The following is a 13,949-nucleotide window of genomic DNA, read 5'->3' as shown; positions in this document are numbered from 1 at the left end:
AGATATCTCCTGCTTATTTTGCTTTTCTGACTAATAGTGGTGAGTGCCCGGCGCGGAAAGTATCAAATACTGGCCGTCACTTTTTGATGCGACTTCAAACTGTCATCCAGACGCCCGCATGCGTTTTACATTTATACGCCATACGTTCTGATGCGGGCGGTCTCTACATCTAGTCTATCGCTATAAAGAAGAATGCTTAACGATATTGTCCAGCGTACTTGAGTACTTTAGCGATATTGTCTTTGGTGATATAGCCTGGACCGGAACTGATATCACGTGGACCGTAGATCGGTGTCAGGCCATACTCTGCCAGACGTGCCTGAAACTTTGGATTTGCCTTCAACTTGGCTTGAATCGTCGGGATATCGGTGGTTTTGGTTTGTGTCACGATTGCCAATACTGCAACCGGAATATAGCCTTGAAGGTAGGGTTGTTGATCTATCGCAAATTGCACCGACCCGTCTTGAATACCTTTTGCAATCTCGTCAGACAGATCAAAAGTGGCAAACCACATCTTCCCTTTAAGGCCCATTTTTTGCAATGCGCGCAGGGTTGGACCGGCGGAGTCAGGACCAAGCGCTAATACACCTTGCGTACCGGGATTGTTGCGTAAATACGCAGACACTTTACTTTCTATGCCGGTTGGGTCTTGACCCGCGTCAAGCGTGGATTTTTTATAATCTACGCCAATCGCCTCGGCAAAACCACGACAACGTTCGAACGAAGAGGGATTGGTTGCGTAATGATTGACGCACAAGAAAGATTTAATACCAGCCGCTTTCGCTTTTTCACCTGCACCCTTACCGGCTTCATATTCGGGTTGACCAACGTGCATGATCGCCCCCAGCTCTTGGCTTTGTTTCTGCGTTCCTGAATTGATGGTGACCAGCGGAATTTTCTTGGCGGTCACATTTTCCATAGATTTTTTTAGTACGCTGAAATCAGCAATACTGACAATGACACCGTCATAATGGCGCGCAGCCGCTTGCTCAACCAAACGCGCCATATCCGCTAGGTCACCATTTGGAGGATTACGATAATCGACGGTAACATTAAAATCCTCACCGGCTTGCTTGATAGCATTTTTAATGGTATTCCACCAAGAGTCAGAATCTGGTGCATGACTGATGAGAACAAATTTTTCACTCGCTGCATGGGCGATATTGCCAGATACCGCTGACATCGCCAATGTGGCGATCATCAAGGCTTTAAGAAGCTGCTTTGATCTGCTTGATCTACTAGGTAGCATTTTTATCTCCGATTTTATTTTGTCCGAACTATAGGGTGCGGTACGTGGCGCGATCAACCTACTGAGAACTGACCGGCACTAAACAATAGATCATGCGGAATAACAATGCAACTTTTTTTTCAATTAATTTTTAATTTAGAATTTAATTTTCAAATGATGCATACTCTTTATAATGACGTTGCTAACAAATAACTATCAAGTAAATAGCAACTAAATTGCAACTGTGCCGTAACTGAGTTGTAACTGCACAGAAACTAAAAAAGAAACACGAGGAAACACCATGGCGGAAACTGCCCCAGTTGATCAATTGATGCTGCAAATTGCGGATAAATATGCCGCACTTTCAAAGCAATTAAAAATTATTGCGAAGTACGTTGAGCAGCACCGTACCAGTTTGATGTTAGAGCGCATTAGTGACATCGCCGAGCATTGCGATGTTCAGCCATCGGCGATCGTCCGCTTTGCCAAACAATTTGGATTCAGTGGATTCAGCGAAATGCAAGCCGTGTTCCGTGACGCTTATACCGCCCAAACCGGCCCGTCGCCGAACTATCAACAACGTATTCGCAAATTGATAGAGACCAAAGCATCGCCACTTCCTAGCGGCGCCATGGCACGTGAATTCATCGATGCAAGTCGAAGCGGCCTGGATGAACTGTTGAGCGGCTTCGACGAAGCCCGGTTCGAAGAGGCGGTTAAACTTTTGCTTAAGGCCGAGAATATTTACGTTATCGGCGTGCGTCGCTCCTTTCCTATCGCCGCCTATATCGTGTACGCACTTCAGCACACCAACAAACGCGTGCATATGTTGTCCGGCCTTGGCGGCATGTTCCGAGAGCAAATTCGCAGTATTGGCAAAAATGACGTCATGATCGCCATTAGCTTTACGCCTTATGGAAAGGAGACGCAGGCCTGCGTGCGCCTAGCGCATCACCACCAGGCAAAGACGTTGATCATTACGGACAGCCAGCTCAGTCCATTGGCTAAACATGCTACGGTTTCATTGACGGTAAAAGAAGGCAGCGCCTTTGCTTTTCGATCGCTGACCAATGCGATGTGTTTGTGTCAGGCGCTATTTATTGCACTGGCGTATCGACTGGAACTCAATGTAGAGGAAACCAATGTTATCGAGGGTTACGATGAATAATCACTGCGAGATGGCGAACCGGATATTCGACCCATTTTCGTCGCCTATTTAAATGATTAGATGGTCGAGTTGTGTGAATGATTTGCACCCACTGGCGACCAATAAAGGCGGCTAAAGCCGCCTTTATTGGTCGCCAGTTGCGTCTTTTAAAGAGTAACGGGCAACTTCGATAGCAACGATTCCCTCAAGGCAATACCAATCCGCGTGGCCTCGGTCGCATCATCGAGCGTCAGACTTAATCGCCTATTTTGCTGAATAGCATCAACAAAATACATTGCCTCAGTCAAAAAAGCATCCTGAAATCTATCGAAAAAAGTTGGCGTGCATTCGTTACGGATTCCCGTCGCGTCTGCAATCTCGACCCGATTTTGGCGAGGATTTCGCCCGACCGTTAAGCGCCCTCCCGTACCGGTCACTTCAGTAACGGTCTCATGCCCATGCGGCATCGTGCGCGAGGCGTATAAGGTCGCAATACGACCATTCTCAAACTCACAGATTGCGACGCCATTATCGACATCTCCGCACGCGCTTAAGTCCTGATGCACTGCAATCGTGCCGCTGGCGAAGACACGTACTGGCTTTGGATTGCCCAGCATCCATCGCGCCAAATCAATATCGTGAACGCTGCAATCGAGAAAAATCCCGCCGCTAGTCGGTGCAAACTTGACAAAGAAACCCTCTGGATCAAGTTGATCGCACGTCTGTGAATACACCATAAACGGCTGACCGATGCTGCCAGATTGGATTTTTTGGTAAGCATCCTGATAGCTCGCATCGAAACGTCTTACAAAGCCAATCATTACCTTCAGATGTGGATGTAACGCAGCCTCCGCTCTCACGCGTACACAGTCGTCAAGATCCAGCGATAGCGGTTTCTCACAAAACACATGCTTTCCAGATCGCAGCGCCTCAATGATCTGTTGCGGGTGCATTGAGGTTGGCGTCACCAGAAACACCACATCGAGTCCCTCGTGCGCCAACAAAGCCTCGTAATTGCTGTATAGGCTCTTGATTCCCAACGCTTCTTTTGCCCAGCTTAATTCGCTTTCAAGAGGACTACATGCGGCGACTAATTCCGCACCTGGAACATGTCGCATCAGGTTCTCGGCGTGTCGCCTTCCAAGCCGGCCAAGTCCTACGATTCCCACTTTTAAAGATTGATGTGTGCGCATGATCTGACTCATTTGGACAAATCTATCGTACGACTTTCACGCCACGATAACGTTGCCGCTTCAGCCAAGGCTAAAGCCTTCACGCCATCGTCAATAGTTGTGCGCACGTTACCGCCATTCACCAGCACATCAAAGAAATGGGCAATTTCGCGTGCATAAGCAGCACGGTAACGCTCCAGGAAAAAATGCTCTGGCCTATCTTGGCTGACATGATGCGCAGTTGATGAGATCACTTCAGTTGGCTTGTGATTTCCTGCTTGCAACATTCCTTTGCTGCCCAGCACTTCGAAGCGCTGATCGTAACCGTACGCAGCGCGTCTACTGGTGTTGATCTGGCACAAACGGCCACGGCGAGTACGTATCGTTACCACGGCAGAATCAATGTCACCGGCTTCGGCAATGGCCGGATCGCTTAAGCAACTGCCAGTGGCTGAAATACTGACCGCCTCATCATCCAGTATCCATCTAAAAATATCAAAGTCATGAATCAACATATCCTTGAAAATGCCGCCCGAACTTTTTAAGTAAGAAACTGGTGGTGCGCCTGGGTCGCGGCTGGTGACCACCAGCATTTCGGGATCGCCGATTTCACCGGCCGCCAAGCGTGTCTTCAAAGCCTCAAAAGTAGGATCGAAACGCCGCTGAAAGCCGATCATACAAGTCACTTTCGCTTCGGCAACTGCCAACGCGCAAGCCTTGGCGCGGGCCAATGTCAGGTCTACCGGTTTCTCGCAAAAAATGGCTTTTCCGGCCGCTACTGCCCGCAAAATAAGATCGGCATGCGTGTCGGTACTGGAAGCAATGAGTACCGCCCCAACGGACCGATCAGCCAGAGCAGCGTCGATATCAGCCACTTGCGCCCCATTTTGGGCCGCGAGCGCGTGCGCAGCCTGAGAGTTCACATCACAAACATACTTGAGTCTTACGCCAGGTTGCTGCACAAGATTGGCCGCGTGAATTTTGCCAATTCGGCCCGCTCCAAAGACTGCGACATCGATCATTTTGGTTCTCCGTGATTATTTTTGTGAACTCTATTGTAAGCAACAATGCGCCATCACAGAAATATTTTTCTATTATTTTTTTTAATCGAATTTATATTTCGAAATAATCAAGATCAAAAAACATCACTTACGAATTAGCTGGAAAGTTGTCTTGTCTTCACTGTCGCGGCGACACAACAGCAAATCATTCGTATTTAGGCCTATATAAGCGTTCTTTTCTGCTATATAAATCGTGCTGAGTTAAATCAGTCCGCCTCATCAAGCCTATGGAAGTAGTACTTATTTTTTTGTGGAGATAACGAAATCAATTGCGGTAACATCTACTTGTTCGGTACTGAGATGAAATTAGCTGGTTCGACGTAAATCGCTCGACTATTGATCTGAATGTCAGCCACATCGACCTATTTTGGAAAACCAAAATGACACCTCGACCATTTGCATTGTTATTGAGCGTTACCATTTTGTTACCTGTGTTTGGATGCGTAACGCGAGTAGATAAACTCGCGGCTAAACCGCAACCGATCACGCCATTGACGCTGGCCGATAGAAATCAGATGAGAACGATGTTGAATCGCGTGATCGTGAGGCTTGATGACGGCTATTCGATCATGTTAATGGAGGGAAGCCATTGGATGTATCGTGGAACCGTGCCAGGAGGAAGCGTCTATGAGCCCAAAAATGGGGCTTTGGAGACTGATGATAAACACCCCAAAGAATTCGATATTGTGACATCGGGTAAACAAATGATTGGTTTATACTTTCCCAACGAACGTCGATATACCCCTCTAAGACACACGCTATACCTAGTGTTTCAAGATTAAATTGGTACCAAAGAAACATATACCGTGCCTCAAGAACGACATCTCAACAAAAAAAACCTAGCGCACCGCTAGGTTTTTTGGTCGTACGAGCGAGGCCCGCTGGGCAGAATTAACGTGCCATGCCTCGCTTTGACCATGCATCGAGCTGATGTGGACGCAAACTATCATAGTCTTCGAACGGCTGATGTATCCACGGATTCGTAGGCAGGTGATCCACATAAAAATCTGGTTTAATTGTCGAGCAATCTTTCCACCAAATTACTGCTGATTTAACCTCTGTGACCGGCGAGTAATTTTCCTGAAGATGACGTTGCACTCTATCAAGCGTCACGCCTGAATCGACCAAATCGTCGACCAGCAAAATGCGACCAGCCAGCGATCCGCGACTCATCGTAATGTGCGCAGCAATGTCCAGTTCGCTTTGCACAGTTCCGGCCGCTTCACGATAGGAACTGGTCGACAAAATGGCTAATGGAACGTCAAAGATACGTGAGCAGACGTCGCCAGGGCGCAACCCGCCACGCGCCAAGCAAAGAACCTGATCAAATTTCCAACCAGACTCGTGCACGGTGAGTGCAAGTTTTTCGATGGCACGGTTGTACTCATCCCATGAAACCCATAGGTGTTGATCGTTGGAGACGTTCATCTTACTTATCTTCTTTTTAGTTATTTGAAAGGATGACGCAAGACAATAGTTTCTTCACGATCAGGACCGGTAGAGACCATATCAATCGGTACGCCGACCAGTTCTTCGATGCGCTTCACGTAAGCTTGTGCATTTGCTGGCAACGCATCCATCGTTTTCGCACCCACTGTGACTTCCGTCCAGCCCGGCATTTCTTCGTAGATTGGCACGCAACGTGCAGCTTCTTCAGCACCAACCGGGAAAATATCGACTACTTTGCCATCGATCGTATAACCGGTGCATAGCTTCAATGATTCCAGTCCATCAAGCACGTCTAACTTTGTTAAACACATACCGGAGACACCGTTGATCTGTACTGATCGCTTCAACAGTGCAGCATCAAACCAACCGCAGCGACGCGCACGACCGGTGACGGTACCAAATTCATGACCAATGCTTGATAGATGCAAACCGATGCCTTGATCGGTAGGCAGTTCAGATGGGAATGGTCCTGATCCAACGCGCGTTGTATAAGCCTTGGTAATACCCAGGATATAATGCAACATGTTTGGACCGACGCCCGAACCCGCAGCAGCGTTACCAGCGACGCAATTACTTGATGTTACGAATGGATAAGTACCATGATCAACGTCAAGCAAACTACCTTGCGCGCCTTCAAACAGTATCTTGGCGCCATTATTGTAGGCCGCATATAACTCACTCGACACATCGGCGACCATAGGCGCCAATCGTGACACGTTGGCTAATGCATCGTCGTAGGTCTTCTGAAAGTCAACTGCATCTGCCTTCAAATAATTGGTCAGCACGAAGTTGTGATAATCGAGGTTTTCTCTCAACTTTTCAGCGAAGCGTGTTTCATTCAGCAAATCGGCAACGCGAATTGCCCGACGCGCTACTTTATCTTCATATGCTGGACCAATACCTTTGCCGGTCGTACCTATCTTCGCCGCGCCACGCGCTACTTCGCGTGCCGCATCAAGTGCGGTGTGGTAAGGCAGAATAATAGGGCAAGCTTCGGATACTCTCAAACGGGATGCTACTTCAACACCCGCAGCTTGCAGCTTATCGATTTCACGCAACAAGTCAGGAACCGACAAGACCACGCCGTTACCGATATAGCATGCGACGCCCGGTCGCATGATGCCCGACGGAATGAGTTGCAATGCCGTTTTTTTACCGCCGATGACCAGCGTATGCCCAGCATTGTGGCCACCTTGAAAACGCACAACACCTTGCGCATGATCAGTCAACCAATCAACAATCTTGCCTTTACCTTCATCGCCCCATTGGGTACCGATGACGACAACGTTTTTCTGCGTACTTTTCTGTAACATCACTTAGTCCAAATTTTTGATAATCCAGTGGCCATTTTCGAGCACGACCACACGGTCGCAATCGAACTCATCTTGATCGTTTTCGTGGCCTGGCAAACTTTGAATTACTATCTCACCAGCCTGACGCAACGTCACAATCTTTTCCTTCAAACCTGCTTCTGTACTCCATGGCGCGCGAATTGCCGCCTTACGCTCTGCACTCGGCATCAGACGCGCTAACTCACGTAAATCCATCGAGAAACCTGTCGCCGGACGGGACCGACCAAACGTTTCACCGACATGATCATAACGACCGCCGCGAACTAAAGCGTTCGGAAGACCAGCAACGTAAGCGCCGAATATTGCCCCGCTTTCGTAATGATAACCCCGTAAATCCGCCAAATCCACGGTTACGCAGTCTTCGCCCGCTGCATGCGCAAGTGCTTGTAGTTCATCCAGCGCTTTGGTAATTTCTGGTAATTTTGGCAATATGTCACGTGCTCGCTGAATCACAGTGCTATCGCCATACAAATTCGGTAAAGCTAGTATAGCGGCACGCGTCACAGGACCATAGGATGCACTTATTTCCAATAAACCCGGAGTGTCTTTTGCTTCTAATAACTTAACTAGCGCAATTTCGTCTTTTTTAGCGGGGTCTTCAGCAATAATCGCTCGTAAAATACCGACGTGGCACAAATCCAAACGAACCTTGGTGATACCAGCAAGCGCAAGCGAAGCTAGTGCAAGATGTTGAATTTCTGCATCCGCTTCAAGTCCTGCATGTCCATAAATCTCTGCACCAATCTGAAATGGCTCGCGAGTCGCATGCAAACCGGACGGACGGGTGCGTAAAACACTACCCGCATAGCAAAGTCGCGTAAGCGACGAACGATTGAGCAAATGCGCATCAATTCGCGCCACTTGCGTTGTCATATCAGTTCGGATTCCAAGTGTACGACCAGATAATTGATCGACCAGTTTAAAGGTCATCGATTCGGTATCTTGCCCCGCGCCTGCCAATAACGATTCGACGTACTCCAACATCGGCGGCATCACAAGTTCGTAACCATACACGCGAAAGTTATCAAGAATTAAACGTCTTAAGTCCTCAATCTTACGCGCCTCGGACGGTAAAACATCGGCAATGTTTTCAGGAAGAAGCCAATTAGGCATATAAAAAATAAACCAAAAAATTCAGCACCGGAACTTACCAGTGCAGGAAACCATCATTATCAAACGCGACGGAGTATGCAACCCAACAATCCGTGCATACAATCCACTCCGCGTGCGTGCCGCAAACCAGACAGTGCCGAATGTATCAGAAATTATCCTCGCCACCAAAAAAAGAAATGGCGTCTCGATAAATGACGCCATTAAATTACGACCTGGATCAGTGTTGTTAACGACTTTAGTGACTGTCGCGGTATGCGACAAGCCACTAAATATTAACCTCAGACAATCTTTTTTGGGTCAGATCTTTACTTATTCGCTCATTTAGCCGAACCAACTCCCGGACTCTTGAAATACTTAAAGAACTCGGAGTTCGGATCAATCACCATCAAATCATGGCGACTCTTAAAGCTTGCCCGGTACGCTTCAAGACTACGGTAAAACTTGTAGAACTCTGGACTTTTGCTAAACGCTTGCGCATAAGTCTGTGAAGCTTTGGCATCGCCCTCGCCTCGCATATTTTCTGCATCACGATAAGCTTCAGCCAAAATCACAGTCCGTTGTTTATCTGCATCAGCCCGAATTTTTTCAGACTCAGCAAAACCAGTAGATCGTAATTCATTGGCAACACGAGCACGCTCGGACTTCATCCGGTCATACACAGAAGCATTAATCTGATCAACATAATCGACGCGCTTTAACCGCACGTCAACAATATCAACTCCAATCTGCCTGGCCTCTTCCGCCACCTTCTTACGCAACGCATCCATCACCTTGCCGCGCTCGCCTGAAATTACCTCACGCACTGTGCGTTTAGTTATTTCTTCGTTCAACGCCGCTTTGACAATTTGAGACATGCGATCTTGAGCACGTTGTTCGTCCACACCAAAACTGACGAAAAACAACTTAGGATCGGTGATACGCCACTTTACGAAAGCATCAATGAGGATATTTTTCTTTTCGGCAGTGATAAACCGGTCTGCTTCTGGCGGATCAATCGTCAAAATCCGCTTATCCAAAAATACGACATTTTGAAACGGAGCCGGCAATTTAAAATGCAAACCAGGTTCATTAATTACCTGCTTCACTTCACCGAAGGCAAACAGGATGCCGTATTGACGCTGATCAACTACAAATACCGTCGAAAGCAATATTCCTATTACGATAAACAGACCTACAGCGAGAGATATTAAGCGATTCATTAGCGGCTCTCCCGATCACGTGTGTCACGGGAACGCGAGTCAATAACTGCCTGCGCATCGCTCTCTTTAACCGTTGCTACCGGCGCAGTAGCTGGACTGACACCTGTAGCTCCTGTATTCGGCATTGCGTTGCCAGCCGAACCTGATGCTACGGATTGGGCAATCAACTTATCTAATGGCAAATACAATAGATTATTTCCGCTCTTGGCATCAATCATGACTTTAGTCGTATTCGCAAAAATCTGTTGCATAGTATCCAAATACATACGGTCACGGGTGACGGCTGGCGCTTTCTGATACTCAGTCAGCACTTGCTTGAAACGTGATGCATCACCTTCGGCATTCGCAGTAACACGGGCACTATACGCCTCGGCTTCCTGGAGCAAACGAGAAGCTGCGCCACGCGCTTTAGGAATCACGTCATTAGCGTAAGCCTGGCCCTCATTCTTTTGCCGTTCGCGATCCTGACCTGCTTTAACCGCATCATCGAAAGCGGCCTGGACCTGTTCAGGTGGTTGTACACCTTGCATCGTCACATTCGTGATTTGTACTCCACTCTGATAATGATCGAGAATTTGCTGCATTAACTGACTAACATCTAACGCAACTTTTTCGCGCCCCTCGTACAGCACAAAGTCCATTTGGCTTTTACCAACGATTTCACGAATTGAAGCTTCGGCGACCTGACGTACCGTTTCTTCCGGATTTCGAATTTTAAAGAGCCAGTCGGCAGCATTTTTAAGTTTATACTGAACTGCAAACTGAATATCGATGATGTTTTCATCTTCAGTCAGCATGAGCGCTTCTTTAGGTTGCTTATTTTTAGCATTGGCGCGATAACCAACTTCAATTGTCCGAACGCCTGAAACGTTGACAATCTCATGACTTTGAATCGGATACGGCCAGCGCCAGTTAAAACCGGCCATAGTGGAGTGGCTATATTTTCCAAATGTCATTACGACACCAGTTTGGCCTTCCTGAACGGTAAAAAAACCGCTAGCCAACCAAAGGAAAGCAACGATGACGGCGATAACGCCCGCGCCAACACCAGCGCTTTTCCCTGTAGGAAAACCACTGCCTCCGCCATTAGAATCACCGCCACCGCTGCCACCGCCATTTTTTTTGTTACCAAAAAAGCGATTTATACGTTGGTTAAAATCGCGCCATAGCTGGTCGAGATCTGGAGGGCCATTGTTCGGCTTTTTGCCGTCGTTGTTTTGTTGGTTGTCATTTTGCGAATTACGACCCCACTGCGGGTCGTTTAGCGAAAATTTGACACCAAGTTTTTTTAATATAGAACCAAGCATTCGATCGTGATCCGGTATAGAAATAGGTTGGAATGCTCGTTAGAGGCGTTTTAACTGCAAATCTTGGGTATTCTCACCTTGGTGTTGCTCGACCCTCGCCGCGTTGCTATCTGTTACAAATTCAGTAATAGCCTGACGCATTAAATTAAGACCGGCGCCAGTTTGAGCACTTACAAAAACACGCTGGATTTTATCATACTCGTTACGCTCTATCCCCGGCTCCAACTCAGCGGCATCAATCTTGTTCCACACCAAAATCTGCGGAATATGATCAGCACCGATCTCTTTCAAGACTAAATTAACTTGCTCGATCTGTTCCAATCTGGTCGGACTGGCAGCATCTACAACATGCAACAACAAATCTGCATGGATTGTTTCTTCAAGCGTTGCCCTGAACGCGGCGACCAATTGATGCGGTAACTCACGAATAAAACCTACGGTATCCGAAATCACTGCATTGGCACCTTCCCCAAGGTAAATTTTTCGTGAAGTCGTATCCAACGTCGCGAATAATTGATCTGCCGCGTACACGCCGGCTTTGGACAAGGCATTGAACAACGTCGATTTTCCCGCATTAGTATAACCAACCAGAGAAATTGAAGGAACGTTACTGCGCCCACGTGCGCGCCGTTGCGTAGCATGTTGTCGATGTAGTTTCTCTAACCGACCACGCAATGCCTTAACACGGTCCCCGATCAGACGACGATCAGTTTCAAGTTGCGTTTCGCCGGGGCCACGTAGACCAATCCCCCCTTTTTGACGCTCCAGATGGGTCCAGCCTCGAATAAGGCGCGTCGCCAAATGTTGAAGTTGCGCTAACTCAACCTGCACTTTACCCTCGTGACTCTTAGCACGTTGGGCAAAAATGTCCAAAATCAAGCTCGTCCGATCAAGTACACGCACTTTTAATACGCGCTCAAGATTGCGTTGCTGTGCAGGGGACAGTGCATGATTAAAAATAACGATCTCTAGCTCATCATCATGCACAGCATCGGCAACTTCCTGCGCCTTGCCTGAACCGACGAATAACGCGGCATCCGGCGCCCCTCGCCTTCCGGTGATGGTGATGATTGGCATCGCCCCCGCCGATTTTGCGAGCAAGGATAGTTCTTCCAGACTTGCGGCAAAGTCACCTTTGCCGAAGTCCACGCCGACTAGTGCGGCGCGCATGGGAGGAGTCGAATAGCTGCCCAAACTGACAGCGATTGATTATTCTGCGTCTGCTTCAAGATTAAGCGTCACAGCCCGTGCAGGAACAACAGTCGAAATCGCGTGCTTGTATACCATTTGCGTGACGGTATTGCGTAAGAGCACAACGTATTGATCAAACGATTCAATATGACCTTGCAGCTTAATACCGTTTACTAAATATATCGAAACCGGAACGTGCTCTTTACGTAAGGCGTTCAGAAACGGGTCTTGTAACAATTGCCCTTTATTACTCATGGCTACTCCACTATGTTGTTGTGATTAGAAGTCAAACAGACCCCGCCTTATTTGACGGAGCTTCTATGTATGACTCGGTGGTGTATGACGAATGTAAACGATTTCTCACATTACTGCCAACGAACTATTTTACCGGACGTGCAAACGGGTTTTTCCCCGACTTGAACTCGATACGTAATGGAGTCCCAATTAGTGAAAAAGTTTCACGAAAGTATTTTTCAAGATAACGCCTGTAGTTGGCATCAATCGCTTCGAGTGAATTGCCGTGTATCACGACGATCGGCGGGTTCATACCACCCTGATGCGCATAGCGCAGTTTAGGACGGATTGAGCCCTTACGTCGCGGCTGCTGATGCTCGACGGCTTCCAGCAATGCCCTTGTTAGTTTCGGCGTTGTCAAATTCGACATCGCGGCAGCGTACGCAGCATCGACAGACTTCATCAACGGTGCAATACCGGTAGACTTCAAAGCTGATATGTAATGAAATTTTGCAAAAGAGAGAAAATTCAGTTTGCGATCAAGATCAATTTTAATTTCATCGCGGCGCTCGCTGGTTAAGCCATCCCATTTGTTAATGCCGACCACCAACGCACGACCTGTTTCCAAAATGAAACCCGCGATATGCGCATCTTGTTCAGATATGTCTTGTTGCGCATCAAGTAGTAACAACACCACATTCGCTTCGGATATCGACTGAAGCGTTTTCACGACCGAAAATTTCTCAATTGCTTCGAAAACCTTACCACGCCGACGAATTCCCGCGGTATCGATTAACGTATATTGGGTGCCATCACGCTCAAAAGGAATTTCAATAGAGTCGCGAGTTGTTCCCGGCATGTCGAACGCAATTACGCGCTCTTCTCCCAGCAAGGTGTTAACAAACGTTGACTTACCGACGTTAGGACGACCTACAATCGCAATTTTGATACTTCTCTCATTACTGACCGGTTCTTCAACTTCTGGAGGACGCTGCGCAAAAGCAAGATCAAGCGACTCTTCCACCAGATCCGCAACACCATCACCATGGGCAGCAGAAATGACATACGGATCGCCCAAGCCTAACTCATAAAACTCTGCCGTGACGGAGGTGTACTTCATTCCCTCAGATTTATTCACGACCAGCATGACTGACCGGCCCGACTTGCGTAGAAAATCGGTGATGGTCTTATCGTGTGGCGTCAATCCTTGGCGGCCATCTACGATAAAAATGACAACGTCAGCCTCGGCCACCGCTTGTTTGGTCTGCTTTGCCATTTCATGCATGATGCCATCTTTGGCGACCGGTTCGAAACCGCCGGTATCGATGACCAAAAACGGCCGCTCGCCCATGCGACCCTCACCATAGTGGCGGTCACGGGTCAGGCCGGGCATATCGGCAACCAACGCATCGCGCGAGCGCGTCATGCGATTGAATAAAGTCGATTTCCCGACGTTTGGGCGTCCTACAAGTGCGATTACTGGCTTCATTAAGTTG

At 47.9% G+C, this 13,949-nt stretch carries 13 protein-coding genes; 2 read left to right on the top strand and 11 right to left on the bottom strand.

Annotated features, from left to right (window positions below; genetic code table 11):
- Positions 1-196 precede the first annotated feature (196 nt).
- On the bottom strand, positions 197-1,201 hold the full coding sequence (locus tag ACXX82_RS19275) for a sugar ABC transporter substrate-binding protein (protein ID WP_416186875.1): 1,005 nt from the start codon (positions 1,199-1,201) through the stop codon (positions 197-199).
- Positions 1,202-1,529: 328 nt separating this feature from the next.
- Between ACXX82_RS19275 and ACXX82_RS19270 the strand changes: the two genes are divergently transcribed.
- Complete coding sequence (locus ACXX82_RS19270; protein WP_322237490.1) at positions 1,530-2,396, top strand: MurR/RpiR family transcriptional regulator; 867 nt, start codon at positions 1,530-1,532, stop codon at positions 2,394-2,396.
- Positions 2,397-2,542: 146 nt separating this feature from the next.
- On the opposite strand, the gene ACXX82_RS19265 is transcribed toward ACXX82_RS19270, so the two are convergent.
- A complete protein-coding gene (locus tag ACXX82_RS19265) occupies positions 2,543-3,568 on the bottom strand; it encodes a Gfo/Idh/MocA family oxidoreductase (protein WP_458563501.1) in 1,026 nt (341 codons plus the stop codon).
- Positions 3,569-3,576: 8 nt separating this feature from the next.
- Positions 3,577-4,569, bottom strand: coding sequence for an inositol 2-dehydrogenase (iolG, locus tag ACXX82_RS19260; RefSeq protein ID WP_458563500.1), 993 nt, complete (start codon positions 4,567-4,569; stop codon positions 3,577-3,579).
- A gap of 419 nt (positions 4,570-4,988) precedes the next feature.
- Here iolG and ACXX82_RS19255 point away from each other — a divergent pair, with 419 nt between their 5' ends.
- Entirely contained in the window at positions 4,989-5,390 is a 402-nt protein-coding gene (locus ACXX82_RS19255) for a hypothetical protein (RefSeq protein WP_323507094.1), read from the top strand.
- Positions 5,391-5,499: 109 nt separating this feature from the next.
- Here the strand turns inward: ACXX82_RS19255 and ACXX82_RS19250 are convergent, their stop codons facing one another.
- From ACXX82_RS19250 to der, 8 genes are all read right to left on the bottom strand, one after another.
- The gene (locus ACXX82_RS19250) at positions 5,500-6,036 is read right to left on the bottom strand and encodes a phosphoribosyltransferase (RefSeq protein ID WP_322237478.1); all 537 of its coding nucleotides are present in this window, start codon (positions 6,034-6,036) and stop codon (positions 5,500-5,502) included.
- A gap of 20 nt (positions 6,037-6,056) precedes the next feature.
- Entirely contained in the window at positions 6,057-7,370 is a 1,314-nt protein-coding gene (locus ACXX82_RS19245) for an adenylosuccinate synthase (protein ID WP_323507095.1), read from the bottom strand.
- Between the two features lie 3 nt (positions 7,371-7,373).
- Complete coding sequence (locus ACXX82_RS19240) at positions 7,374-8,522, bottom strand: ATP phosphoribosyltransferase regulatory subunit (protein WP_458563499.1); 1,149 nt, start codon at positions 8,520-8,522, stop codon at positions 7,374-7,376.
- Between the two features lie 317 nt (positions 8,523-8,839).
- Positions 8,840-9,721, bottom strand: a complete 882-nt coding sequence (hflC, locus tag ACXX82_RS19235; protein ID WP_322237470.1) for a protease modulator HflC — start codon at positions 9,719-9,721, stop codon at positions 8,840-8,842.
- Positions 9,721-11,028 (bottom strand): FtsH protease activity modulator HflK, encoded by a 1,308-nt coding sequence (gene hflK, locus ACXX82_RS19230; protein ID WP_322237467.1) that lies wholly within the window; start codon positions 11,026-11,028, stop codon positions 9,721-9,723. Before hflK ends, hflC begins: the two co-directional genes overlap by 1 nt.
- 39 nt (positions 11,029-11,067) lie before the next feature.
- Entirely contained in the window at positions 11,068-12,198 is a 1,131-nt protein-coding gene (gene hflX, locus ACXX82_RS19225) for a GTPase HflX (RefSeq protein ID WP_322237464.1), read from the bottom strand.
- A 39-nt stretch (positions 12,199-12,237) separates the two neighbouring features.
- Positions 12,238-12,474 carry an RNA chaperone Hfq gene (gene hfq / locus ACXX82_RS19220; RefSeq protein ID WP_108439546.1) on the bottom strand — a complete coding sequence of 79 codons (237 nt, stop codon included), beginning with the start codon at positions 12,472-12,474 and terminating at the stop codon, positions 12,238-12,240.
- Between the two features lie 124 nt (positions 12,475-12,598).
- On the bottom strand, positions 12,599-13,942 hold the full coding sequence (gene der / locus ACXX82_RS19215; RefSeq protein WP_458563498.1) for a ribosome biogenesis GTPase Der: 1,344 nt from the start codon (positions 13,940-13,942) through the stop codon (positions 12,599-12,601).
- Positions 13,943-13,949: the final 7 nt, after the last annotated feature.

It is taken from the genome of Glaciimonas sp. GNP009 (assembly GCF_054343755.1).
The sequence above is the reverse complement of the archived record's forward strand: the minus strand, read 5'-3'. Positions and strand labels throughout refer to the sequence as shown.